Here is a 24,690-nt window from a genome sequence, read left to right as displayed (position 1 = left end):
ACAGACAGCAATCTGACATGATGCTGACGCAATTGGCTCGTATAGTTAGGAAAAAGCAGGATACATCTTGCAGCAATCTACCAGAAGTAGGAGGAGTTTCCTGGTGTCTGAGACAAGTAGCAAGAAACGATTCGGGTTTGCCAAAGCTGGCAGCCTCAAAAAACGCGTCATCATAGCAGGGGTGGCTGTCGCAGTTCTCGGAGGGGGTGGGGTGTTTGCCTACCAGACCTTGCTGACGCCGACCCAGGCAGAAACGACGTACCAGGTGGTCAGAGTCGGCAGAGGTGATGTGACGGAGACGGTGCTGGCATCTGGTACGGTCCAGGCGTCGAAAAGAACCTCCCTGTCGTTCTCCGATGCCGAGTCGGCAAAAGATGTCGTTTCCTCGATCAACGTACAGGTAGGAGACGAGGTGAAAGAAGGCCAGGTGCTGGCGACGATGGATGACAGTGTAGCTCAGATGAATGTGACCAAGGCAAAAGCCAATTTGATGTCGGCGCAAGCCAAGCTGGAGGAAGCAGAAAAAAGCCTGACCTCCGCACAATTGGTCACGCTGCATGCCAACCTGAATAAAGCCAAGACAGAGTACGACAATGCCAAGCAGAAAATGGATCTGGAACAGGCGCGCAATACGGAAGCGCAGGCGAAGACGACCTTGCAGCAAGCCGAAAAGACGTACAATGCGCAAAAGGAGATGTACGGGCTGGGGGCGATCTCCCAGACCGAGTACGAGCAGGCACAAATCGATTTGGAGAAAGCCCGGCGCGATTACCAGACTGCCGCCCTCGCCCTGCAGCAGGCGGAAGCGCAGGCAGACGTGCTGATCCAGCAAGCGGAGGCGGTCTACCAGACGGCTCAGGAAGAGTTGCAAGAGGCGCAAAAAGGACCAGATTCTGCGACCGTGCTTTCGGCGCGAGCAGAGGTCGAGCAGGCCAGAGCGGAGTTGCAGGAGGCACAGGCGGCACTGCAGGCTGTTACCCTGCGTGCGCCAATGGATGGCGTCATTGTCCAGGTGAACGGCAACGTCGGCGAAGTCCCGGGCGATGACTTTATCATCATGGACAATTCCAACTCGGGAGAATTGGAAGTGCTGGCGCAAATCAGCGAAAGCGACATCGGCAAGGTGAAAAAGGGTCTGCCCGTCACGTTTACGACCAGTACATACAGCGACAAGGCGTTTACCGGAGAGGTCAAACTGGTCTACCCGGAAGCGACAACGAATTCCGGAGTCACCTCTTATGACGTGCTGCTCTCTGTAAACAATGCGGAAGGCATGCTGAAAATCGGCATGACGACAAATGTCACGATTGAAGTCGGGACCAGTACAAATGCGCTGGTGATTCCCGCCATCGCCTTGCAAAGCGTAAACGGCAGCGACGGTGTCTTCCTGTTGAATAGAGGCTCCTCTGCTGATGCCGCGACAGACAGTGCAGGCGGGCCGGCACAAACAGGACAACGGCAGTCAGGCCAAATGCAGGAGGGGCAGCACCAGGGGCAAGAAGGCGAGCAAGCGCAGCGTCAGGAAGGCGTCAGACGCATCGCGGGCGAAGCGGGCAGAAGCAGCCTGCCGTACCGCTTCCAGCCAGTAAAAATCGGCTTGTTTTCCTCGGATCGGGTGGAGATCCTCGAAGGCTTGGCGGAGGGAGACCAGGTCGTCATTTTGAACACAGTCACGCAAAGCTCGGGTGGCATGAACCAGATGCGGGGTGCAGGCGCTGTCGGCGGCATGGGAGCATTTCCGGCCGGCGGCGGAGGCGGAATGAGGGTGATAACGAGATGAAGCCAGTCATCCACATGAAAGAGCTGCGCAAAATATACACCATCGGAGACCAGGAGATCCACGCCCTGCGAGGGGTCAGCCTGTCGATCGAAGAAGGAGATTTCGTCGCGATTATGGGTCCTTCCGGTTCGGGAAAGTCGTCGATGATGAATGTGATCGGATGTCTGGACAAGCCGACCTCCGGCGAGTTTTACCTCGACGGCTACCCGATCATTGATGCGCATGATGATGATTTGGCCGTGATTCGCAACGAAAAGATCGGCTTTGTCTTTCAAAATTTTAACCTGCTGCCGCGTACGACCGCAGTGGACAATGTCGAGCTGCCTTTGCTGTACGCAGGCGTCCCGCCCAAAGAAAGGCGCGAGCGGGCGATTCGCTCCCTGGTCAGCGTCGGACTGGAGCAGCGGCTCAACAACAAGCCAAACGAGCTGTCGGGCGGGCAGCAGCAGCGCGTCTCCATTGCCAGAGCGCTTGTCAACAACCCGGTGATTCTGCTCGCGGACGAGCCGACAGGCGCTTTGGATACGAAGACGAGCGTGGAAATTATGGGCATCTTCCAGCAGTTGAACGACGCGGGCAAGACCGTCATTCTGGTGACGCATGAACCGGACATCGCCGAGTATGCCAAGCGTGTAGTCCGCTTCCGCGACGGACAGATCGTCTCCAACGAAGTGGTAGAAGAACGCAGAAGAGCGATGCCAGAGGAAGTGATCAGATGAGTTTGCTGGAATGTGTGCGCGTCTCGTTTCGCAGTATACGCGCGAACGGACTGCGTTCGATCTTGACGATGCTCGGCATCATTATCGGGGTGGCGGCAGTCATCGCCATGGTAGCCATCGGCGAAGGGACCTCCGCCAGCGTCGCTTCGCAAATTAACGGACTGGGCAGCAACCTGCTGATCGTCTCGCCCGGCCAGGCTACCCAAGGCAGGGTGAGTCTGGGTGCAGGCTCGCTCAATACGCTGACACTGGCTGACGCCGAAGCGATAGCCCAAAACGAGTCTGTCTCGGGTGTCGCCCCCAGCGTGAACGGGCGCGCCCAGCTTGTCTGGGGCAGCAACAACTACTCCACACAGCTGGAGGGGACGACCGAAGCGTTCCCGCAGGTGCGCAATGTTTCCGTGGAACAGGGACGCTTTTTTACCAATTTTGAAGTCAAGCAAAAGTTCAACGTGGCAGTGATCGGAACAGAGGTCGTCGAAAATTTGTTTGAAAACCAAAATCCGCTCGGCCAGATCATACAGATCAACCAGATTCCCTTTGAAGTCATCGGCGTGCTGAAAAGCCAGGGAAGCTCCGGCATGACCAACAATGACGACCGGGTGATTATCCCCGTAACCACTGCCTTAAGCCGTCTGACCGGAGGACAACATGTAGGAACGATCTACGTCTCGGCGAGCTCGGCTGACGAGATGAACCAGGCGATGCTGGACGTGCAGCGCACCTTGCGCTCACAGCACAGTTTGCGAGGCAGCGAGGCGGATGATTTCCGCATCACGTCGCAGTCGGATATTCTCAGCACGGCACAAGAAATATCAGGCTCGATGACAGCGCTGCTCTCCGGGATTGCTGCCATCTCGCTGATCGTCGGAGGGATTGGCGTGATGAACATCATGCTCGTATCGGTCACCGAACGGACGCGCGAGATCGGGATTCGCAAGGCGATTGGAGCCAAGCGCAAAGACATCCTCCGCCAGTTTTTGATCGAAGCCGTCACCCTCAGTCTGATCGGCGGCCTGATCGGGATTTTGCTGGGCGTGGGGGCTGCGCTATCCGTCAGCAAGCTGGGAGGGATGGCTGCGGTGGTAACCTGGACACCAATCGGCTACGCTTTCCTCACCTCTACCCTCGTCGGTGTCATATTCGGCGTCTACCCGGCACAAAAAGCAGCGCGGCTCAAACCGATCGACGCTCTGCGCTACGAGTAAACAAGCAAACGGACAAAACCAAAAAACCAGCCACTTCCCTTCTGTTGGCGGATCGTGAGCCACTGTGGGGAGAGGGCTGGGTTGGTTTCGTTTCGTTTTGTTGGGCGGCGCTCATGGGCGTGAAAAAGTTGGACATCCTATTCCACATGAGGTGATAAGTGGAAATGGAGAAGAATGTACAGTTTTTCGTCTCGTGGAAAGATGCCTCCGGCGTGGCGCGCAGGATCAAATCGAGCCAGATCAACTACACCATCCGGCAAGTAAGCGGGAAGTCCACCTTGCTGTTCGTCTTCCCCAAAGTAAGCGTCAGCCAGTATATTTACCTGTATTTGTTGTTCGGAACGAAGGCGGGGGGATAAAACCTGCTTTTCCATGCATGGGAAGGGCGTACTTTTCCAGGATTCCTTGCTCTTTTTTCAATATTTTTTTACATTTTTCCAAAAAAACAAATGATGACACTTTTCGATAGAAGAGATTCATAGTACAATGCCTGTATGAACGAACTTGGGGAAGTTCGGACTGGCGGTCCCAAACTGAGCAGTAGGGCCGCCCTTTTTTTAACGATTAGCAAAAGTAGGTATAAGTACCTAAAAATACAGGTGGAAGTTCTCGTGAGCTATAGGTAGAATAGACTCATTCACGTGAATCATTCAGTACTACCCTCTACCCAGGTTGCAGAGCCTGGGATTTTTTTTTTGAGTATTGCTCGGAAAAAACCGTATCTTCTCCAGGCGGCCTGCCTACGAGGGGGAGGGCGGGAAGGAGCCTTGAAGCAAGGCATCGATCAGCTGCTCCAGGGTCAGTGTGATCGTGATTCCCGGTTCCGGCAGATCGATGAAAAACTGCTTTTCCCGGTACATATACGACAAGGTGCCGCACGGATGGACGGAGTAAATCAGGACGTTTTCCTGGAGGCGTTCTCCCTGCTTGGCAAATTCGCGAAGCGCGGTAAACAATTCACCCCAGATCGGCAAATACGGTTTTGTTTTGTATTGGTGCAAGGCTGAAAGCAATTGCTCTTTCGCCAGGGCGAGCTGATGGACAGGTTGTTTTTCCGACAAAAGCATCGCGCCTTTCATCCTCCTTTTTTTGTAGTCTGTATAGGAAAGGAAATCGGGACTGTAGTCTGGTGGCAGGAGAGAGATGAGTCCCAACAATGGGTATGTAGAATCTTGTCGAATTTACTGTACCAGTCTAAAATAGCGAATTATAGCTGGCAATAGGAGAGAAGTAGGATAATCTCTTTGAGAGGGTGTTTTCGTTGCTGAAGGAATTTAAAGAATTTGCCCTGAAAGGAAATATTGTGGACCTGGCGATCGGGGTTGTGATCGGTACCGCCTTTGGGAAAATCGTCACTTCGCTGGTAAATGATATAATTATGCCTCTGGTCGGGCTTCTCTTAGGAAAAGTCGATTTTGCCAACCTGTTCCTCAATTTCAGTGACGTTTCGTACGCGACGCTGGACGCAGCCAAGGAAGCAGGGGCTGTTACGCTCAACTACGGATTGTTCCTCAATTCCGTGATCGACTTTCTGATTATATCTTTTTCCATTTTCTTCGTGATCAAACAACTCAACCGCTTTAAGAAAAAGCAGGAAGAAGTAAAACCGCCGGAAGAAAACAAGGAGTGCCCGCACTGCATCTCCAAGATCCCGATTCGGGCGACGCGCTGCCCGCATTGCACTTCGGTTTTGGAGACGGCTGAGCAGCACTGAAATGGTATATAGTAGAAAGAAAAAAGAGAGACAGGGCAAAAATGATGCCGCTTCTCTCTTTATTTTTCTCTCAACCTGAAATATTATTTACTGAAAACTAATTGACCATAGTAATTTTATTTCATATAATGAAACCGCAATCAAGTATGAATTCTTTCGCAATTCAAAGTATCCCGAATAGAGGGGTGTATCCATTGGATCGATCAGCGAAATTGCTGCAATACCGCGCCAAACACGAGCATTTGCTCGTAGGACTGATGTCGGGGACGTCGCTGGACGGGATTGACGCCGCATTGGTCGCTGTGCAGACCGATGCCCAGGGCGAGATCGAGCGCGTGTCGCTACGAGAGTTCGTCTATGTGCCGTATTCGGATGAGCTGCGCGACTGGCTGATGAATTTGTGCAGTGTAGAGACGGCTCGTCTCGATCAGCTTACGGTTGCCCATTACGGATTGTCGGAGTGGTACGCACATGCAGTCCGGGCTGTGCTGGACAAGGCAAAAGTTGAGGCTGACCAGGTAGATGCTGTCTGTATGCATGGACAGACCGTATGGCATATCGCAGGACGTGCCGCGTTTCCCGGTCCGACGGGGCCAGGTGAAGTCCGCGCTTCGCTGCAAATCGGCGAATTGTCGACGTTGGCGGAGCGGACGGGGATTGCCGTCGTCGGCAACTTCCGGGCCCGCGATCTGGCTGCTGACGGCGAGGGGGCACCGCTCGTGCCGTACGCCGATTACATCCTGTTCCGCGACGCGAAAAAAGGCAGACTGCTGCAAAACATCGGCGGAATCGCCAATGTCACGGTACTGCCGGCAGGGGCTGGCATCGAACAGGTGGTGGCATTCGACACCGGACCGGGCAACATGATCATCGACCAGATCGTCCAGCACGTCAGCGAAGGCAAGCTGCGCTACGACGAGGGTGGCAGACTGGCCGCTGGCGGCAGCGTCCATACGCCGCTGCTGGAGAAGTTGCTGGCAGACCCGTACTACCAGCTCACACCGCCAAAGAGCACCGGTCGGGAAGTATATGGCAAAGCATTCGCCCAGGAGCTTGCGGCCGAAGCGCAGAGACAGGGAATCGGCGGGGCTGACCTGATCGCGACTGCCACCGCGCTGACTGCTGCTACGATTGCTGATGCGTACAAGCGATTCGTCTTTCCATCCACCAGGGTGGAGGAAGTGATCGTCTCCGGAGGCGGAGCGCACAACGCTACTTTGCTGCAGATGCTGCGCAGCCGACTGCCGGATGGCATGACTGTGACCACGACGCAGCAGTTCGGAGTGCCGGACGATGCCAAGGAAGCCGTCGCCTTTGCGATTTTGGGACATGAGACACTAATGGGCCGCCCATCCAATGTACCTTCTGTTACAGGAGCCAAGCGGGCAGTGCCGTTAGGAAATATTTGTTGGTAAGACATGTAAACACAGGGGGGTAGTTCATCGTGAAGAAACGAATGCTGGCAGGGTTTTTTCTATCTTTGACGCTTGTTCTTTCTGCATGTTCGCAAGGAGGCAATGCGCCGGCCGAACAAGGACAGCAGGGAAGTGAACAGCAGCAGGAAACAGCCGCGAAGACGGAGTTGATCGTGGCAGCCGACCAGGAGCCGGTCGGGCTTGACCCGCACAAGGTTCCGGCAGCGTCCAGTGCCCGTATTTACGGCCTGGTCTACGACAGCTTGACCAAGCTGGACGAGAATCTCGATTTGGTTCCGCACCTCGCCGAGAAATGGGAGACGAGCGAGGACGGCAAGACGATTACCGTTACGCTGGCACAGGGAGTCAAGTTCCATGACGGAAAAGACTTGACAGCAGAAGATGTGAAGTTCACCTTTGAACGCATTCTCGATCCTGAAGTTGGCTCCATCTCCAAATCGTACTTTTCCAGCCTAGAGTCTATCGAGGTAAAAGATCCGACAACAGTCGTGTTCCATCTGAAAAACCCGGATGCCGCCTTCATGGCGAATACGAGCAGCGCCTCCACGGCGATCGTGCCAGTCGGCGCTGGCGACCTGACGACAGAGCCAGCGGGCAGCGGTCCGTACATGCTGGAGAAATACGAATCCGGCCAATACGTGCTGCTGAAGAAAAACCCGAACTACTTCAAGCCGGAACTGGGCCAATTCGAGACGATCAAGTTCCAGATTATGAAGGATGAAGCAGAGCGTCTGGCAGCAATTCGCGCCGGCAAAATCGACATCACGATGGTTTCTGCCGATTCTGCGACCCTGCTGCAAAACAGCCAGGGCGTAGAAGTGAAAAACTACCAGTCGCTGGAATACAGCTACCTCGGCATCAACGTCGCCAAGAAGCCTTTTGACGACCCGCGTGTACGCCAGGCGATCAGCTATGCTGTAGACCGCAACCAGATCGTGCAAACGGTGTGGAAAGGCGAAGCGGCACTGACTGGTCCGATCGCTCCGGCCGCGAAGAGCTGGGCACTTGATCCGTCCAACTACGATTCCTACACGCCAAATATCGAAAAAGCAAAAGCGCTGCTGGCCGAAGCGGGCTACCCGGACGGCTTTGAAACGCAAATTGACACAGCTTCCACGTATCCGGACATGATCGAGTCTGCACAGGTAATCCAGCAGCAGCTTTTGGCTATCGGCATCAACGCCAAGATCAACCAGCTGGAGTGGGGCAACTACGTCGATACATGGTCTTCCAAGGATACGACATTGATGGTCGGACGCAATACTTCCGGCGTCGATGCAGACCGCTCGATGCGCTTCTTCTTCCATTCGGAAGGCTCCGCCAACGTGTGGAACTACTCCAACCCTGCGTACGACCAGCTCGTGGAGCAAGCGCTGGTGACAGTGGATGTGGAAGAGCGCAAAAAAGTATACGAACAAGCACAGCAACTGCTGGTAAATGAAGATGTTCCGAACCTGTTCCTGGCGTCTCCGAAGAACTTCTACGCAGTCCGAGACAATATCGAGTTCAACCCATCTGCAGCAGGAGAAGGCTACTCGCTGGTTCGAGCCGCAGTCAAGTAAGATATGCAAACGAGTGGCTCCGCCCATGGAACGGCGGAGCCATGTTTGTACGCACTACCTCCGCCAGCCGGAGGTTTGGAAAGAGGGGGAAGCCTTGTGGGAGCCTATTTGCTCAAACGCGTCGTCAGCCTGATCCCGATTTTGTTTGGCATCTCCGTATTGGTGTTTACCATCTTGCATCTGGTACCGGGTGATCCCGCCTCCATCATGCTGGGCACAAATGCCACGGAGGAATCCATTGCAGCCTTGCGAAAAAGCATGGGGCTGGATCAGCCTTTACTGACCCAATACCTGACGTGGGCAGGGGGATTGCTTCAAGGGGATTTCGGCGTATCGGTACACTCCGGCCAGGAGATTTTGCCGGAAATTTTGAAACGCTTTTCCATAACATTGCAAGTGACACTGTTCGCAGTATTGATCGGGTGGACGATTGCCATCCCGTTTGGCATCATTTCCGCCATTCGCGCTCAATCCAAGACTGACATCACAGTCCGCATCGCCACGCTCTTGGGCATTTCCGTGCCGAACTTCGCGGTCGGTACGCTCTTGTTGCTGGGGATGTCGCTGTACTTCGGCTGGTTCCCGCCGATCGATGTCGTCAGCTTCTGGGAAGATCCGGTGGAGGCCTTCAAGGTGTTCATCCTGCCCGCCACGACGATGGGCATTGTCGTCGCAGCCGGAGTGATGCGCATGACGCGCTCCGCTTTCCTGGAAACGATGGAGAAAGACTTTATCCGCACAGCGCGGGCCAAAGGCAACAACAAGTGGACAGTGGTAATGGGACACGCTTTCCGCAACTCGTCCATACCGATTGTAACCATCGCAGGCATGCAAATCGGTTCCTTGCTGGGCGGCTCTGTCATCGTCGAGCAGCTCTTCTCCATTCCCGGCTTGGGCCAATACATTCTGGAAGCCATCAATCAGCGTGATTATCCGGTGGTACAAGGAGGCGTACTCTTTGTCGCCCTGGTATTTGTCCTGGTCAACCTGCTCATCGACCTGATCTATACCTGGATTGATCCGCGCATCAAGTACTGACAAGGGGAATCCGACATGAACACATTTCGCAAACGATTTTTGGCAAATAAAACGGCCGTATGTTGTTCTGTTCTGCTGGCGATCCTGTGCCTGGTCGCGCTGCTTGCCCCGCAGTTGGCACCCCACAATCCAACCGAAATGTTTCACGACCATCGGATGGAAGGGAGCTCCTCCGAGTTTCTGATGGGAACGGACCAGTTCGGACGGGATTTGTTCAGCCGGGTCATCTACGGAGCGCGCGTCTCCTTGTGGGTGGGTTTTTCGGCGGTATTGATCAGCGTCGCATTTGGCACGCTGTTCGGGCTGATTGCCGGCTACTTTGGCCGCTGGATTGACGGCTTTATCATGCGCGTGATGGATGTGCTGTTTGCCTTTCCGGATATTTTGCTCGCCTTGGCGATCGTCGCGGCATTGGGGCCGGGGACGTTCAATACGATTTTGGCGATCGGAATAGTCAACATTCCTGTCTTTACCCGGACAGTGAGAGGTGCCGTGCTTTCCATCAAGAACCTCGAGTATGTGGAAAGCGCCCGGGCGATTGGCGCCAGCACACCGCGCATTTTGTTCCGCGAGATTTTCCCCAACGTGACCGCGCCTCTGTTGGTGCAATCCTCGCTGGCGATCTCCGGTGCGATCCTGACCGAATCGGCGCTTAGCTTCCTCGGCTTGGGGATTCAGCCGCCAGACCCGTCCTGGGGCGGGATGATTGCTGAAGCGCGTCGCTACATGGAGCTTGCTCCGGGCATGATCATCTGGCCGTGCGTGGCGATGACGATCACGATCCTCGCCTGCAACATGTTCGGGGACGCTGTTCGCGATATTCTGGACCCGCGCCATCGCGGGAAGTAAGCGGAGGAGAGGACATGGATCAGATAGCGCTCATGGAAAAGATGCAAAACAGCTTGGACGCAGGCATTGCAAAAGGGATCTTTCCTGGCGGTGTTGCATGTCTGATGCAGGGTGGCAACACGACGGTTACCGCAGCCCGGGGAAGGATTGGCACGGCTGACGGTGAACCGCTTGCGGCCGCCGGCACGCTATACGACATGGCTTCCTTGACCAAGGTCATGGTGACGTTGCCGCTCGTTCTCCTCAGTGTGCAAAGCGGCAAGTTATCCCTGTCCGAGTCGGTGATCGACTACCTGCCTGAGCTCGGCGAGGGACCCGACAAGTCGTTCAAGGAAAAGATCAAGGTGATTCACCTGCTTACCCATTCGTCCGGTCTTCCGGCATGGCGCCCCTATTTTTTGCGGGCGAGCAGCCGGGAAGAGTACATGCGCTTTATCGCCGCAGAGCCGTTGATCGGGCAGCCGGGTGAACAGGTCGTATACAGTGACTTGGGCTTCATGCTGCTGGGCTTTTTGCTCGAGCGCGTCTGGGAAGAGGAGCTTGCCTCCCTGGCAAAGCGGATACTGTTTTTGCCGAGCGGCATGCATCAGACCGGTTATGCGCCGCTTCAAGAGCTGGCTTGCCAGGAGCGCTGCATCGCTCCGACAGAAGAGGGGAATCGCTTCGAGTACGACATGGCCCGCCAGTACGTGATCCAGCTTGAGGTAGCGGGCGACCCGCGCGCCGCAGTATGGAAGGAAGCGCTGGAGAGCTTTGCCTGGCGCCAGGAGGTCATCCGCGGCGATGTTCACGACTGCAACGCCTACTACGGCTTGCAAGGCGCGAGCGGCCATGCCGGGCTCTTTTCCACCTTGGAAGACACAGCCCGCTACATGGCGATCTGGACGACAGCGGATGCACCGGTGCGGATCGATCCCCTTTTGCGAGCCTTTTCTACGCGTTCCCTGACAGACCCGCACGCGCCGCGCAGAGCGGCGGGATGGGAAGCATCCGCTACCGGCGGGAATTTGAAGCAAGCGGCGCACGGCTGCACAGGAGGAGACGCGATTTCCGAGCTTGCCTTTGGGCATACGGGGTTTACCGGGACATCGATCTGGTCCGACCCGATGCGGGGGGCCACGCTGATTACCTTGACCAACCGCGTCCATCCCGTGGTCAGCACGGAGATGAACAGATGGCGGCGAGGGCATCACAACCAGTTGTTCAGCGCTATACCGCCAGTGGGCACTTTTTAAAGAAAGGGGGAGGTCATCTTGCCAGCAATGCTAGAGATCAAGGATTTACGGACATCCTTCGTCCAGTCGGGGGAGAAGCTGACTGTCATCGAAGGCGTCAGCCTGACGGTAGAGCCGGGTGAAACCGTAGGCGTCGTCGGGGAGTCGGGATGCGGCAAAAGCGTGACCAGCCTGTCCGTCATGCAGCTATTGAGCAAAAATGCGATAATGAGCGGCAGCATTCGCTTCCAGGAGACGGATTTGCTCTCCCTGACCGAAAAACAGATGGAAAAAATACGCGGCAACCAGATCGCGATGATTTTTCAGGAACCGATGACGTCGCTCAATCCGTTGCACACGATCGGAAAGCAGATTGGCGAACCGCTTCGCCGCCATTTCGGGATGTCCAAGCAGGAAGCGAAGGAACGGACGATCGAGCTTTTGAAGGAAGTAGGCATTCCGCGGGCGGAGGACATCGTCAACGAGTACCCGCACCAATTGTCCGGCGGGATGAGACAGCGGGTAATGATCGCCATGGCGATGGCGTGTACGCCCAAGCTGTTGATTGCCGACGAGCCGACGACTGCTCTCGACGTGACGATTCAGGCACAGATTCTGGAGCTGATGAAAAAGGTGCGCCAGGAGCATGGCACATCGATTCTCCTGATCACTCACGACCTCGGTGTAGTGGCGGAGATGTGCCACCGTGTCATCGTCATGTACGCGGGCCAGATTGTCGAAGAAGCGGACGTCGCCCAGCTGTTTGATGATCCGAAGCATCCGTACACGAGAGGGCTGTTGCAGTCGATGCCTAGCCTGAGTTCCAATCAGGAGCGGCTGAATGCGATTCCCGGATCGGTGCCGATGCTTTCCGATATGCCGAAAGGCTGCCGTTTTGCGCCGCGTTGCTCACTAGTCATGGACATTTGCAAAGAGAAGAATCCCGAACTGCTCAATATCTCCGAGAAGCAAAGATGCCGGTGTTGGCTGTACAGCGAGGAGGAAGCGTAAGTGACACAACCACTGTTGGAAGTGAAAGGATTAACCAAGCATTTTACGAGCAAGCAGGGGTTGTTCCGAAAAGAAAAGGTTGTCCGCGCCGTAGATGGCGTCGACCTTGTCATCTACCCCGGAGAGACGGTCAGTATCGTCGGAGAGTCAGGCTGTGGCAAATCCACGACCGGGCGCTGTATCTTGCGCCTGATCGAACCGACAGACGGTCAAGTCCTGTTTGAGGGAAAAGATATCCGCCGGCTGAGCGGGGAGGAGTTGCGCAAGGCGCGACGCGATATGCAGCTCGTCTTCCAGGACCCGTTTGCCTCGTTGAATCCGCGCAAGTCGGTGGGGCAAATTCTCGAAGATCCGCTGATTGTGCACGGGATCGGCACTCCCGCCGAGCGCCGCAATAAAGTGGAAGAGATGATTGAGATCGTCGGCTTGTCCAAGCAGCAGTTGGACCGCTTCCCCCACGAATTTTCCGGCGGACAGCGGCAGCGAATCGGGATTGCCCGCGCTTTGATCCTGCGCCCCAAGCTGATCGTAGCCGACGAGCCGGTATCTGCGCTCGACGTCTCGATCCAGGCGCAAATTCTCAATTTGATGCAAGATTTGCAAAAGGAATTCTCGCTCACCTATTTGTTCATTTCCCACGATTTGAGCGTGGTGCGCCATATATCAGACCGGGTCGCTGTCATGTACCTGGGCAAAGTGGTGGAAGTAGCAGACAAAAAGAAGCTGTATGAGCAACCGACCCACCCGTATACACAGGCATTGCTGTCGGCAGTGCCGGTGCCTGATCCGCATCACACGGCACAGCGGATCATTTTGGAGGGAGACATGCCGAGCCCGGCCAACCCTCCGTCCGGATGCACCTTCCACCCGCGCTGCCGCCACTGCATGGACATTTGCAAGACGACTGCTCCGGCATGGAAAGAGCGCGCAGATGGCCATTTGGTCTCCTGCCATCTGGAGTAATGTTCATCAGAGAGACGAAACATCGGGAGGTTGGAGTGAAATGAAGCTGGATAACTTGGAGCAGTTGACGACAGAAGAAAAAAATGAGAGTTCGCGCGACCTGGATCGGCTGAGCGCGAGAGACATCGTACAGATGATGAATGACGAGGACAAAAAGGTGCCGTTTGCCGTTGAACGCGAGCTGGATCAGATTGCAGCAGCGATCGAGGTGATCGTCGCTGCACTGGAAAACAACGGACGGCTGTTCTACTTTGGAGCGGGGACGAGTGGCCGACTGGGTATTCTCGACGCTTCCGAGTGCCCGCCTACCTTTGGTACCGACCCGGAGCTCGTGCAAGGCGTGATCGCCGGCGGGCCTTCGGCAGTAGTCAAGGCGGTCGAGGGCGCGGAGGATTCGCAGGAGCTGGGACAAGAGGACGTACGTACGTATGGAGTGACGAATAAGGACGTAGTCGTCGGTATCGCCGCCAGCGGACGCACGCCGTATGTGATCGGGGCATTGCGCGAGGCGCGGAATGTCGGAGCGAAGACGATTTCGCTGTCCTGCAACGCCAATGCGCTGATCAGCGAAGGCGTCGATGTGGCGATCAACGTCGTGGTCGGTCCGGAAGTGCTGACCGGCTCCACCCGACTCAAGGCAGGAACGGCGCAGAAGCTGGTGCTGAATATGCTGACGACGGCTGCGATGATCCGCTTGGGCAAGGTGTACGGCAACCTGATGGTCAACGTCCAGGCGACCAACCAGAAGCTGCAGGAGCGGGTAAAGCGCATCATCATGGAAGTAACAGGTGTCAACTATGCGGAAGCGGAGAAGCTGGCGAAACTCGCGGACGGAGACGCAAAAACAGCAATTTTGATGAGGCTGACCGGGACGAGCAAGGAAGAAGCGACCCGTCTGTTGAATGTAACAAAGGGAAGAATTCGTGAAGCGATTCAGCAGTTCGGCTAATCAGGAATCGCTTGCAGGGAACCGGAGATTGATTTCAACAGGAGGATGGTTTCCCCATGGTAAATGAGACGATTATCTCCGAATTGCGCTCGATTGTAGGAGAGAAGAACTGCCTGTCCAGGCAGGAAGCGCTGGTCGCATATTCGTACGATGCCACGCCGATGCAGCAATCGCTGCCGGATGCGGTCGTCATGCCCGCCAGTACAGAAGAGGTGCAGCAGGTGATGAAGCTGGCTGCACGTCACCACATCCCGATCGTGACCCGTGGCGCAGGCTCCAACCTGTGCGGCGGGACGATTCCCATTACAGGAGGGATCGTACTGTCGCTTCATCGGATGAATCAGATTGTGGAAATCGACGAGCAAAACTTGACGATTACCGTACAGCCAGGCGTACGCACGGTCGATATTCACCAGGCCGTGGAGGCGCGCGGTTTGTTTTATCCACCTGACCCGGGCAGCATGGTGATTTCCACCATCGGCGGCAACATAGCTCTCAACTCTGGCGGACTGCGCGGCTTGAAGTACGGGACGACCAAGGATTACGTCCTCGGACTGGAAGCAGTGCTGCCCAACGGCGAAGTGATCCGCACGGGCGGGAAGCTGATGAAGGACGTGGCCGGCTACGATCTGACGAAGCTATTGGTCGGCAGCGAAGGCACCCTGGCAATTATCACCCAGGCGATCCTCAAGCTGATCCCCAAGCCAGCCACCCAGCGCGTCATGCTGGCCATGTACGCGGATATGGAGCAGGCGGCAAGGTCTGTGTCCGACATCATCGCCAACCGGATCATTCCCGGTACGCTGGAATTTTTGGATCAGGGGACGATTCGCGTCGTCGAGGACTTCAAGCAGATCGGATTGCCTACCGATGTAGCGGCGATCCTCTTGATCGGTCAGGATGGCGAAGCAGAAATCGTCGATCGCGATATGGAAAAAATCGCGGCGATTTGCCAAAAGAATCAGGCGGTGCAAATCAAGGTGGCGACGACTCCGGAAGAAGCTGACGATGTGATGACGGCGCGAAGAAGCGCGCTTGCTGCTCTGTCGCGGATGCGGCCGACGACGATTCTCGAGGATGCGACTGTGCCGCGCGCCCAGATTGCGCCGATGGTCGCGGCGATTCAGGAGATTGCCAGCCGCTACGACCTCAACATCTGCACCTTCGGCCACGCCGGAGACGGCAACCTGCATCCCACCTGCATGACCGACGCCCGCAACGAAGAGGAAATCCATCGGGTGGAAGCAGCGTTTGAAGAAATATTTGCCGCCGCCATCGACATGGGCGGAACAATTACAGGCGAGCATGGCGTCGGCATCGTCAAGGCTCCGTACCTGGAGTGGAAGGTGGGAGCGGCCGGAATTGAAGTGATGAAGGGGATCAAGATGGCGTTTGATCCGCACAATCTGCTCAATCCCGGCAAGATGTTCGCCAAGGAATCCCGGAACAGAGTGGTGGTCAGCCGTGCTTAAAGAAGCGTTGCGAGAAAAACTGGATTACGACGAGCTGTCCAACTGCATGCGCTGCGGCTTTTGTCAGCCTGCCTGTCCTACCTTTCGCGAGACGGGCTACGAGGCTGCTTCGCCGCGCGGGCGCATCGCCCTGATGAAAGCGGTAGCGGATGGTGTCATGGAGCCGGATCAGGACTTCGTCGACCAGATGAACTTGTGTTTGGGCTGCCGTGCCTGTGAGCCTGTCTGTCCAGCTGGCGTTCCTTACGGCCAACTGATCGAGCAGACGCGGGAAGCGATCGAACAGGAAGCCGATCATCCCTGGCTGGTGCGCTTTGCGCGAAAAGTGGCGTTTACCCATCTGTTTCCCCATCAAAATCGCCTGTACCGGCTCGGCGGGTTGCTGCGCCTGTACCAGCGCTCTGGCCTGCAGACGGCAGTGCGCAAGCTCGGGCTGCTGAAGATACTGCCGAGTCATATGCGGGAAATGGAGGCGATCATGCCGAAAGCCTCGTCCGCTGCGTTGTCGGATGTGCTCGGGGCGACAGTGATTCCTCCGGCAGGAGAGCGGAAGATGCGGGTAGGCATGTTTCACGGATGTATCATGGATGTGCTGTTTCAGGAGACGAATGTCAACACTGTGCGCCTGCTGGCAGATGCGGGCTGCGAAGTTGTCATCGCGCCCGGCCAGGTATGCTGTGGAGCCCTGCACGCCCACAGCGGGGAGCGGGAGACGGCACGTGAGCTGGCGCGCCAGAACATCGCTGCCTTCCAGGAGGCGGATGTGGACGTAATCGTCTCCAACGCTGGCGGCTGTGGCGCTTTGCTGCAGGAGTACGATCACTTGCTGCATGACGATCCGCAATGGCGTGAACAGGCAAAATGGTTTGCGGAGCGGGTCCGCGATGTCAGTGAAATACTGGAGCCAGTCGCCAAGCCGCAAGCCTGCAACGAACAGCCCATACGAGTGACGTACCAAAGCTCCTGTCACCTGCGCAACGGCATGAAGGTGACGACACAGCCTGTCAGCCTGCTGCAATCGATCCCGAATGCGACCTACGTCCAGCTTCGGGAATCAGATCGCTGCTGTGGTTCGGCGGGTATTTACAACCTCGTGCAGCCGGAGATGGCAGGCAGCATTTTGGACGAGAAGATGGGCCATGTGGCAGCGACCCAGGCGGATATTCTCGTCACCTCCAACCCCGGCTGCCTGTTGCAGATGAAAGCAGGGATCCGCAAGGCGGGACTCGAAGACAAAATGGAAGCCGTCCACCTGGTCGATTTGCTGGCCCGCGTGAAAAAAACGGAGGGTGACATCGAGGTTGGCTAATATTTATTCTTGTCTTTTGCTCTGATATTTGGTAAGATAGGAAAGTTACAACTTCACCCGATCCTTTCACAACTCCCCATAGAGGGATTTCCCCTGGCACGGTCTACGGAGCCGTAAGGTGAAAGAGAGGTAGGGCTTTCTGAAGGAAATCTTGATTGTATAGATAAAGGAGTTAGGGAGAGTAGCGTTGCCCCTAACTCCTTCTCTATTTGTATCTCCACTCATGCGACCGCTATGTTTCCCCTGCGCATTTCCCTCACTTTGAGACTTTTTCCCTGATCTGCCCTACATATTCTCGTGAACATTGTGGTAAACATCGAGCGCAGCTTGCACCGCCCGCCCTGCCGCGATTAGCGCGCCGTGGCGCAGCAGCACAGCCTCCAATGCGCCCAGCAGGTAGAGTACATTTTTCTTGCGGCAACTGTAGCCCATGGTGCCAATTCGCCATATTTTCCCTTTCAGCGGACCAAACGAACTGGCGATTTCCAGGTGAAAATCTTCCAGCAGCATCGCTCGTACCGATTCGCCGTCGATGCCGTCCGGGATCAGGACACAAGTGACGACGGGGAGCTTGCAGGCAGGATCACCGTATAATTCCAGACCCATCGCGGCAAGTCCGTCTACGAGTGCGTGCTCATGCAGGCGGTGCCGGGCGAAGCGGGCTTCCAATCCCTCTTCGAGCACGATGCGCAGTCCCTCGCGCAAGGCGTACAGCATCGTCGTCGCCTCCGTGTGGTGATTGAGCCGGGTGGGACTCCAGTAATCGATCAGTTGGCTGAGGTCGAAATAGTTGCTCTGTATGGTACGGGTGTGGGAGAGTGACAAGTCATCGGGATCGGTTAGTCCGCGTTCGATTTTTTTTCGTTGCAGCAGCCGCGCCTCGACCCGGGAGTTAAACGTGACCGGCGCCATCCCGGACGGAACGGACAGGCATTTTTGCGTACCACCGATGCAGGCGTCGATGTTCCACTCGTCGACCTTTACCTCAACACCTCCGATCGTGGCGACCGCATCCACGACGAACAACACGCCCAGTTCGCGGCAGGCTGCACCGATTTCCTGCAAAGGCTGAATCCGTCCTGTCGAGGTTTCTCCGTGCACCATCGCGACGATGCCAGGCTTCACGCTTTTGATTTGGGCAATGACAGCTTGCGGGTCGAACACATCGCCCCACTGCGTCTCGATCGTCACTACTTCTGCCCCGCAGCGCTCTGCGATTTCGGCGAGCAGATGGCCAAAGCGGCCGTAGATCGGGACAAGCACCCGCTCTTCCGGCTCAATGATGCTGCACAGCACCGCTTCAATCCCGGCCCGCGACGTCCCGTCCACAGGAAAGCACCACTTGTGTCGGTCTGAAACAGCCGCCGCAGCATCTCCATCGTCTCGTTCATCATGGCGGTAAACTCCGGGTCGAATTGTCCCAGGATCGGGGTGCTCATCGCCCGCAGCACGCGCGGTTCGACCTCGACCGGACCGGGTGTCATAATCGTGCGCAGGGAAGGGTTCAACTCCTTGTACATGCCTGCATCCTCCTCGTCTCATTCGCTCGCACAGCGATGTCTGCTCATCTCCCTATGATCTACGCCGCATTGCTAGAAACTCCTGTCGGAAGAGTGACAATCTTTTTGATTTACTGCAATATTTAATAAAAAACTAAAAATTTAATCGTGCTAAAATATATGCTACTATAACTACATAAAAGAGATGTCACCACACTTATACATCATGTTTGGTTTTAGAAAATCCGGAGTGAGGTGCGAGGATGAAAAAGTATGGTTTAGCGATCCAAATTCTCGTCGGTCTAATTTTAGGTATTGTCGTCGGGGCTATTTTTTACGGCAACCCGGCCATCGCTACGTATTTGCAGCCAGTCGGGGATATATTCCTGCGTTTGATCAAAATGATCGTCGTTCCGATCGTCGTTGCCACGCTGATCGTCGGCGTCGCCGGAGTCGGAGATGTCAAGAAGCTGGGGAAAATTGGCGGCAAGACGATTTTGTATTTTGAAATCGTTACCACAATTGCCATCGTCGTCGGCTTGCTGGCGGCAAACCTGTTCCAGCCCGGTGTGGGCGTAGATATGTCTGCCCTGCAAAAGACGGACATCCATTCCTACGTCGATACGGCAGAGTCGACGCAAAAAAGCGGGTTGATCGAAACCTTTGTGCACATTGTTCCGACCAATGTGTTTGACGCCATTGCCAGAGGTGACATGCTGGCGATTATTTTCTTCTCTGTCATGTTCGGTCTCGGGGTGGCAGCAGTCGGGGAGAGAGGAAAGCCTGTCCTGAGCTTCTTTCAGGGTGTAGCGGATGCGATGTTCTGGGTCGTAAACGCAGTTATGAAATTTGCGCCGTTTGGCGTCTTCGCCCTGATCGGGGTGACGGTGTCCAAATTTGGGCTGGCTTCGCTGATTCCGCTGGGCAAACTGCTGATTCTCGTTCATGCTGCCATGATCTTCTTCGTGCTCGTAGTGCTGGGCATCGTTGCGCGGGTCAGCAAAATCGGCATCTGGACGATCATTCGTATTCTCAAGGACGAGCTTTTGCTGGCGTACTCCACGTCCAGTTCGGAGACTGTATTGCCGAGAATCATGGAAAAAATGGAGCGCCTCGGCTGTCCAAAAGCGATTACGTCGTTTGTCATTCCGACCGGCTATTCGTTCAACCTGGACGGTTCCACGCTCTATCAGGCCATTGCCGCGCTCTTTATCGCGCAGATGTACGGAATCGACATGCCGATCAGCGCACAGATTACGTTGATGCTCGTCTTGATGGTGACGTCCAAGGGCATCGCCGGTGTTCCGGGCGTCTCCTTCGTCGTCCTGCTGGCTACCCTCGGTTCGGTGGGCATCCCGCTCGAGGGACTTGCCTTTATCGCCGGAGTCGACCGCTTGATGGACATGATGCGCACCGTCGTCAACGTCATCGGCAACTCGCTCGCCGCAGTCGTCATCTCGCGTTGGGAAGGGCAGTTTGATGACCAGAAAGCAAAGCAGTATATCCGGGACATCTCCACGAAAGCAGCCTGATCGGCTGATAGTGTGGTACGGATGTCACGAAAAAGGAGCTTTTTCCTCCGTCTTGCACAGGCGGACGAAAAAGCTCCTTTTCACGCATTTTGAGCATAGATGCAGTCGGATCTAACCTGAGCGTTCACACAATTCGGGATGTTTGCACAAGGGAGAGGATTTGACAGGCGCGATGACGAAAAGAGAAGGACAGAACGAATCCACCAAGCGAAAGGAAATTACGATGAGCCAAAACCACTATCGGGTCGCCATCATCGGTGCCGGCGTCATGGGGCAGCGAATGATCGAGGCGATTGCCAAGCACCCTCAATACGATGTAGCTGCCATCTGTGATGCCTCAGAGTCACGTGCGCAAGAGACAGCCGAACGTGCGGGAAATGCCGCCTGGTACACCGATGCCATACGACTCCTCGACAACGAGGACGTGGATCTAATCTATCTGGCTGTCCCGCCCAAGTTCCACCATCCGATCGCGCTCGCGGCACTGTCGCGCAACAAGCATCTGCTCTGTGAAAAGCCGCTGGCCAACTCGATCGAGGAAGCGGAAGACATGCTGGCGGCAGCAAAAGCGGCAGGTGTCATTCACGCCATGCACTTTCCGATCTACTATCAAAGTTTGCTGCCTGTCATGCAGGAACGTCTGCGCGAGCTGGGCGAGATTCGCCGGATCGACATTCTCACCCACTTCCACCAATGGCCGCGCCCCTGGCAGCAGGTACCGTGGCTGGCCGGACGCGAACAGGGCGGATTTATCCGCGAGGTCCTGCCGCACTTCATCCATTTGACCTACGCATTGTTTGGCGACCTGCAAGTCATCCGCTCCCACGTCCAGTACCCGCCAGACCCGCTGGCTTGCGAAACGGGCATCAGCGCCTACCTCGAGCTGGCAGACGGAACACCTGTGACGGTGAACGGCCTGGCCAACATCGCGCACCAGGAGCATCTCGACTATCGCGTTTACGGGACTGAGGGCACATTCAGTCTGGTCAATTGGACCAATCTGCACATGGGCGGGCAGAATGAAGCGCCGCAGCGACTGGAAATTCCGCTGCATGAGCGCCTGATCCAGTTGCTGGATGAGTTCGCCCTGGCGATGGAAGGAAAAAAAGCCAGACTCGTTCCTTTCGAGGTCGGGGTAAAGGTGCAGCGCATACTGGAAGATTTGCGAGGATAAAAAAGGTGTCCCGACAGGCGATGCACGAAGGGACGCCTTTTAGCATCGATCGGACAGGAGCTGGTAAGATTGGAGGATCAGCGGGCACGAATTTGACCGCAAAGGCATCCGCTAGGTTCGATCCTCCCGCAGCTTGCTTTGCATCAAAAAGTCGACAAACGTGCGCATGATTCCCTGAAACGGTGTCTCCTTCAGGTAGATCAACTCGAAGTTGCGTTGAATTTGCGGCAGGTTGAGAACCTCGACTTCATGCAGTTCTCCCTTTTCCAAATCTTTCAGGATCGAAAAGCGGGGAACAAAGGCGATGCCGAGCTTCTGCTTGACCATCCGCTTGACTACTTCGATATTGTCTACCTCCATCACCACTTTGTTCTTCAACTGGTGATGGGTAAAGGCGCTGTCGATCAGCTTCCAGTCCAACGAGCCGCGGTTGAACAAGATCAGCGGCTCCTGCGCCACCTCCTCGATCGTCACCTGCCGCCGCTCGGTAAAGGCGTGTCCGGGATAGATCGCCAGCACCATCTGGTCCGACATCAACTGAATCTGGTTGATCTGGGGATGGGTCACGGCGCGCGCGATGCCAAAGGCCACCTCGTGATTGAGCACCATCTCCAGCACCTGATGCGAGTGTCCCGTCAGGATGGTCAGCTTGATTTTCGGATACATCTTCTGGAATTGCTCTACCAGGTCAGGAAGGATGTAAAAGGCAGCGATAAAGACAGAGGAGACGGCCAGCTCGCCCTCCACCTCTCCGGCAGAGCGCTTCAGCGCCATCTGTCCCTCCTGCAGCGAATGTAAAATGCTTTTGGCGTACGGCAGGAACAGCTCTCCTTCGCGAGTCAGGCTGATCGTATGGCCCGTCCGACGGAACAGTTTGCAGTCCAGGTATGCTTCCAGCGCCTTGATCCGCATGCTTACGGTAGGCTGGGAGAGGTACAAAAGGTCGGCTGTCTTGCTAAAACTTCCGGTCAACGAGACAAAAATAAACGCTTCTATCTGCTCCATGTTCATAGCAATTGCTCCATTATGCGAAATTTTGATGAGCGAAATGGCAATCTTTTATTTGCTTTCCTATTAGAAATACATTACCTTACAACTGAATGAGGTGCAATAATTCAAATAAGTCACAAAAAAAGGTTGGGATGACACATGATGGGTATCATTGATCTGCACTGCGACGTGCTGTACAAATTGTGGCTCGCAGAGGGAAAACTGTCTTTTGCCGATTCGCCGGAGCTGGACACGAACAAGCAGCGCCTCCTCGAGGGCGGTGTCAAGGTCCAGAGCTTTGCTATTTTCACGCCTCCGAGTCTGAAGGCAGAGCATCGCTTCCAGGCCGCGCTCGACCAGATTTACTACTTCCAGACAGAAGTGCTGGCAAAGAACCCGGAAATGAAACAGATCAAGGATTGGAGCGACTTTGACAAGCTGCAGGACGGCGAAGTGGGAGCGATGCTCACGCTGGAGGGCGTCGAGCCGATTGGCAACGACCTGAAAAAGCTGCAGCTCTTTTACGAGCTGGGCGTGCGCGCTGTCGGCCTGACCTGGAACTACGCCAACCTGGCTGCGGATGGTGCCGACGAGCCGCGTAACGGAGGGCTCTCGCTGTTCGGCAGGGAGGTCGTAAAGTTTCACAATGAACACAAAATTCTGACAGATGTCTCGCATCTGTGCGAAGGCAGCTTCTGGGATGTCATTGAACTGGCCAAGTACCCGGTCGCCAGCCACTCCAATGCCAGAGCGCTGCTCGATCACCAGCGCAATCTGCGGGATGAACAGGCAAAGGCGCTGTTTGAAAAAGGCGGTACCCTGCATGTCGTCTACTGCACATGGTTTATCAACGATCAGGAGACGGTGACGATTCCCGATCTCATCAAGCATATCGACCATTTCTGCTCACTGGGCGGCGTCCGCAACATCGGGCTTGGCTCTGATTTCGACGGGATCAATACAAAGATCGTGGGACTGGAGCACGCCGGGGTCAGCTACAACCTGATCAATGAACTGCTCAAGCATTATTCCGAGGAAGAAGTGCGCGGTTTTGCCGGGGAAAATTTCTTGCGCAACCGCCCGTCCTAAACGAAGACAAAGACCTGTGAAGAAAAGGAAGGGAACGGCATCATGGCCTATTCAGGAAATCAGAAAATTCGCGCATACGGCATTACCGTCGGAGGGCTGCCGACAGGCGAGAAGAACGACATTACCGATGTGGCAGACGTGCGCGTGGGGCATGTGACGCTCGACTATCCGCTCGACGAGGAGCAGCAGGAGTATGCCTGCACCGGAGTTACCGCCATCCTGCCTCATGGCGGCAGCCTGTTTCGGGAAAAGGTGACAGCGGCCAGCTACGTTCTGAATGGCTTTGGCAAGACGACCGGGCTCGTACAGGTAAACGAGCTGGGGGTATTGGAATCGCCGATCATGCTGACCAACACGTTTTCCGTCCCCGCTGTCACGCAAGGCACCTTGCAGTACATGCTGCAGGAGCACGAGGAGATCGGGGAGACGACAGGGACGATCAACATCGTCGTAGGCGAGTGCAACGACAGTTATCTCAATTCGATTCGCGACTGTCCGGTAAAGCCGGAGCATGCGATCGAGGCCATCCGCAGCGCGTCGACAGACCCTGTAGCCGAAGGAGCGGTCGGTGCCGGCAAGGGCATGATCACGTTTGGCTACAAAGGCGGGATCGGTTCATCTTCGCGGGTTGTGCGTGTTGACGATGACCAATCGTTTACGGTTGGCGCACTGGTGCTGTCCAATTTCGGCAAGCGGGAAGAGCTGCGCCTGCCGCAGTTGATTGCAGCCCAAAAAGCAGGAATACCCGCCCTGCCAAATCCTGCCGACGGCTCGATCATCATCGTGCTGGCGACAGACGCCCCTTGCAGTGACCGCCAACTGCTTCGCCTCGCCAAGCGGACGGGCATTGGCCTGGGACGGACGGGCAGCCATTTTGGCCACGGCAGCGGCGACATCGTCATCGCCTTTTCCACTGCGCACAAGATATCCCACCAGTCGGACAGCTGGCAGGAGACGCGCCGGCAGCTTCGCGAAGACCATCCGGTGATGAACGACCTGTTTGCAGCCTGTGCTGAGGCTACCGAAGAAGCGATCTACAACGCGCTTTCGCAGGCGGAGACGACGACCGGCAGAAAAGGCCGCATCGTCCATGCGCTGGATATCGGCCAACTCGCAGCAGACGCTGAGAAAGCCTAGCAGACGGAGAAACTTTCACTGGAAATCCGCCAAAATTGTTGCTAT

21 protein-coding genes and 1 pseudogene are annotated in these 24,690 nt (G+C 55.8%); 19 read left to right on the top strand and 3 right to left on the bottom strand.

Features of this window, described 5'->3' with window-relative positions; genetic code table 11:
• Window positions 1-103 precede the first annotated feature (103 nt).
• The 4 genes from ACAF76_RS15630 to ACAF76_RS15615 all read left to right on the top strand — a co-directional run bounded on the left by ACAF76_RS15630 (window position 104) and on the right by ACAF76_RS15615 (window position 4,066).
• Window positions 104-1,780 carry an efflux RND transporter periplasmic adaptor subunit gene (locus ACAF76_RS15630; RefSeq protein ID WP_400164332.1) on the top strand — a complete coding sequence of 559 codons (1,677 nt, stop codon included), beginning with the start codon at window positions 104-106 and terminating at the stop codon, window positions 1,778-1,780.
• Window positions 1,777-2,499 carry an ABC transporter ATP-binding protein gene (locus tag ACAF76_RS15625; RefSeq protein WP_400164331.1) on the top strand — a complete coding sequence of 241 codons (723 nt, stop codon included), beginning with the start codon at window positions 1,777-1,779 and terminating at the stop codon, window positions 2,497-2,499. The genes ACAF76_RS15630 and ACAF76_RS15625 overlap by 4 nt, the downstream gene beginning before the upstream one ends.
• Window positions 2,496-3,707, top strand: coding sequence for an ABC transporter permease (locus ACAF76_RS15620; RefSeq protein ID WP_400164330.1), 1,212 nt, complete (start codon window positions 2,496-2,498; stop codon window positions 3,705-3,707). Before ACAF76_RS15625 ends, ACAF76_RS15620 begins: the two co-directional genes overlap by 4 nt.
• Window positions 3,708-3,871: 164 nt before the next feature.
• Window positions 3,872-4,066 (top strand): hypothetical protein, encoded by a 195-nt coding sequence (locus ACAF76_RS15615; RefSeq protein WP_400164329.1) that lies wholly within the window; start codon window positions 3,872-3,874, stop codon window positions 4,064-4,066.
• Window positions 4,067-4,447: 381 nt separating this feature from the next.
• On the opposite strand, the gene ACAF76_RS15610 is transcribed toward ACAF76_RS15615, so the two are convergent.
• Entirely contained in the window at window positions 4,448-4,774 is a 327-nt protein-coding gene (locus ACAF76_RS15610) for a hypothetical protein (RefSeq protein ID WP_400164328.1), read from the bottom strand.
• 194 nt (window positions 4,775-4,968) lie between these two features.
• Here ACAF76_RS15610 and mscL point away from each other — a divergent pair, with 194 nt between their 5' ends.
• The 11 genes from mscL to ACAF76_RS15555 all read left to right on the top strand — a co-directional run bounded on the left by mscL (window position 4,969) and on the right by ACAF76_RS15555 (window position 17,224).
• Entirely contained in the window at window positions 4,969-5,421 is a 453-nt protein-coding gene (mscL, locus tag ACAF76_RS15605; RefSeq protein ID WP_400164327.1) for a large-conductance mechanosensitive channel protein MscL, read from the top strand.
• A 194-nt stretch (window positions 5,422-5,615) separates the two neighbouring features.
• Window positions 5,616-6,836, top strand: a complete 1,221-nt coding sequence (locus ACAF76_RS15600) for an anhydro-N-acetylmuramic acid kinase (RefSeq protein WP_400164326.1) — start codon at window positions 5,616-5,618, stop codon at window positions 6,834-6,836.
• A 29-nt stretch (window positions 6,837-6,865) separates the two neighbouring features.
• The gene (locus tag ACAF76_RS15595; RefSeq protein WP_400164325.1) at window positions 6,866-8,419 is read left to right on the top strand and encodes an ABC transporter substrate-binding protein; all 1,554 of its coding nucleotides are present in this window, start codon (window positions 6,866-6,868) and stop codon (window positions 8,417-8,419) included.
• A gap of 96 nt (window positions 8,420-8,515) precedes the next feature.
• Entirely contained in the window at window positions 8,516-9,457 is a 942-nt protein-coding gene (locus ACAF76_RS15590; RefSeq protein WP_400164324.1) for an ABC transporter permease, read from the top strand.
• A gap of 15 nt (window positions 9,458-9,472) precedes the next feature.
• Window positions 9,473-10,306, top strand: a complete 834-nt coding sequence (locus ACAF76_RS15585) for an ABC transporter permease (protein WP_400164323.1) — start codon at window positions 9,473-9,475, stop codon at window positions 10,304-10,306.
• Between the two features lie 14 nt (window positions 10,307-10,320).
• Complete coding sequence (locus tag ACAF76_RS15580; protein WP_400164322.1) at window positions 10,321-11,541, top strand: serine hydrolase domain-containing protein; 1,221 nt, start codon at window positions 10,321-10,323, stop codon at window positions 11,539-11,541.
• Between the two features lie 18 nt (window positions 11,542-11,559).
• Complete coding sequence (locus ACAF76_RS15575) at window positions 11,560-12,531, top strand: ABC transporter ATP-binding protein (protein ID WP_400164321.1); 972 nt, start codon at window positions 11,560-11,562, stop codon at window positions 12,529-12,531.
• A complete protein-coding gene (locus ACAF76_RS15570; RefSeq protein WP_400164320.1) occupies window positions 12,532-13,494 on the top strand; it encodes an ABC transporter ATP-binding protein in 963 nt (320 codons plus the stop codon).
• 40 nt (window positions 13,495-13,534) lie between these two features.
• Entirely contained in the window at window positions 13,535-14,443 is a 909-nt protein-coding gene (gene murQ / locus ACAF76_RS15565) for an N-acetylmuramic acid 6-phosphate etherase (protein WP_400164319.1), read from the top strand.
• A gap of 56 nt (window positions 14,444-14,499) precedes the next feature.
• Window positions 14,500-15,915 (top strand): FAD-binding oxidoreductase, encoded by a 1,416-nt coding sequence (locus ACAF76_RS15560; RefSeq protein ID WP_400164318.1) that lies wholly within the window; start codon window positions 14,500-14,502, stop codon window positions 15,913-15,915.
• Complete coding sequence (locus tag ACAF76_RS15555; RefSeq protein WP_400164317.1) at window positions 15,908-17,224, top strand: (Fe-S)-binding protein; 1,317 nt, start codon at window positions 15,908-15,910, stop codon at window positions 17,222-17,224. Before ACAF76_RS15560 ends, ACAF76_RS15555 begins: the two co-directional genes overlap by 8 nt.
• A gap of 285 nt (window positions 17,225-17,509) precedes the next feature.
• Here the strand turns inward: ACAF76_RS15555 and ACAF76_RS15550 are convergent.
• A pseudogene (locus ACAF76_RS15550) lies at window positions 17,510-18,744 on the bottom strand (pyridoxal-phosphate-dependent aminotransferase family protein).
• Between the two features lie 242 nt (window positions 18,745-18,986).
• On the opposite strand from ACAF76_RS15550, the gene ACAF76_RS15545 reads away from it, so the two are divergent.
• Both ACAF76_RS15545 and ACAF76_RS15540 read left to right on the top strand, forming a co-directional pair.
• The gene (locus ACAF76_RS15545; RefSeq protein WP_400164316.1) at window positions 18,987-20,255 is read left to right on the top strand and encodes a cation:dicarboxylate symporter family transporter; all 1,269 of its coding nucleotides are present in this window, start codon (window positions 18,987-18,989) and stop codon (window positions 20,253-20,255) included.
• Window positions 20,256-20,427: 172 nt separating this feature from the next.
• Window positions 20,428-21,429 (top strand): Gfo/Idh/MocA family protein, encoded by a 1,002-nt coding sequence (locus ACAF76_RS15540; RefSeq protein ID WP_400164315.1) that lies wholly within the window; start codon window positions 20,428-20,430, stop codon window positions 21,427-21,429.
• 111 nt (window positions 21,430-21,540) lie between these two features.
• On the opposite strand, the gene ACAF76_RS15535 is transcribed toward ACAF76_RS15540, so the two are convergent.
• Window positions 21,541-22,440: a LysR family transcriptional regulator gene (locus tag ACAF76_RS15535; protein WP_400164314.1), complete on the bottom strand. Its 900-nt coding sequence runs from the start codon at window positions 22,438-22,440 to the stop codon at window positions 21,541-21,543.
• Between the two features lie 141 nt (window positions 22,441-22,581).
• Between ACAF76_RS15535 and ACAF76_RS15530 the strand changes: the two genes are divergently transcribed.
• Both ACAF76_RS15530 and ACAF76_RS15525 read left to right on the top strand, forming a co-directional pair.
• Entirely contained in the window at window positions 22,582-23,508 is a 927-nt protein-coding gene (locus ACAF76_RS15530) for a dipeptidase (protein ID WP_400164313.1), read from the top strand.
• Between the two features lie 42 nt (window positions 23,509-23,550).
• Window positions 23,551-24,645 (top strand): P1 family peptidase, encoded by a 1,095-nt coding sequence (locus tag ACAF76_RS15525; protein ID WP_400164312.1) that lies wholly within the window; start codon window positions 23,551-23,553, stop codon window positions 24,643-24,645.
• Window positions 24,646-24,690: the final 45 nt, after the last annotated feature.

Origin of the sequence: Brevibacillus sp. TJ4 (genome assembly GCF_044627595.2) — a bacterium.
Taxonomy (GTDB): domain Bacteria; phylum Bacillota; class Bacilli; order Brevibacillales; family Brevibacillaceae; genus Brevibacillus.
Note: the sequence above shows the minus strand (reverse complement) of the source record. Positions and strands in the feature narration are given on the sequence as shown.

What these genes read in the sequence shown, in the direction of transcription:
- ACAF76_RS15610 (WP_400164328.1), bottom strand. Translation starts at nt 4,774, where the DNA reads ATGCTTTTGTCGGAAAAACAACCTGTCCATCAGCTCGCCCTGGCGAAA.
- ACAF76_RS15560 (WP_400164318.1), top strand. Translation starts at nt 14,500, where the DNA reads ATGGTAAATGAGACGATTATCTCCGAATTGCGCTCGATTGTAGGAGAG.
- ACAF76_RS15545 (WP_400164316.1), top strand. Translation starts at nt 18,987, where the DNA reads ATGAAAAAGTATGGTTTAGCGATCCAAATTCTCGTCGGTCTAATTTTA.
- ACAF76_RS15535 (WP_400164314.1), bottom strand. Translation starts at nt 22,440, where the DNA reads ATGAACATGGAGCAGATAGAAGCGTTTATTTTTGTCTCGTTGACCGGA.
- ACAF76_RS15585 (WP_400164323.1), top strand. Translation starts at nt 9,473, where the DNA reads ATGAACACATTTCGCAAACGATTTTTGGCAAATAAAACGGCCGTATGT.
- ACAF76_RS15530 (WP_400164313.1), top strand. Translation starts at nt 22,582, where the DNA reads ATGGGTATCATTGATCTGCACTGCGACGTGCTGTACAAATTGTGGCTC.
- ACAF76_RS15580 (WP_400164322.1), top strand. Translation starts at nt 10,321, where the DNA reads ATGGATCAGATAGCGCTCATGGAAAAGATGCAAAACAGCTTGGACGCA.
- ACAF76_RS15620 (WP_400164330.1), top strand. Translation starts at nt 2,496, where the DNA reads ATGAGTTTGCTGGAATGTGTGCGCGTCTCGTTTCGCAGTATACGCGCG.
- ACAF76_RS15525 (WP_400164312.1), top strand. Translation starts at nt 23,551, where the DNA reads ATGGCCTATTCAGGAAATCAGAAAATTCGCGCATACGGCATTACCGTC.
- murQ (WP_400164319.1), top strand. Translation starts at nt 13,535, where the DNA reads ATGAAGCTGGATAACTTGGAGCAGTTGACGACAGAAGAAAAAAATGAG.
- ACAF76_RS15615 (WP_400164329.1), top strand. Translation starts at nt 3,872, where the DNA reads ATGGAGAAGAATGTACAGTTTTTCGTCTCGTGGAAAGATGCCTCCGGC.
- ACAF76_RS15625 (WP_400164331.1), top strand. Translation starts at nt 1,777, where the DNA reads ATGAAGCCAGTCATCCACATGAAAGAGCTGCGCAAAATATACACCATC.
- ACAF76_RS15540 (WP_400164315.1), top strand. Translation starts at nt 20,428, where the DNA reads ATGACGAAAAGAGAAGGACAGAACGAATCCACCAAGCGAAAGGAAATT.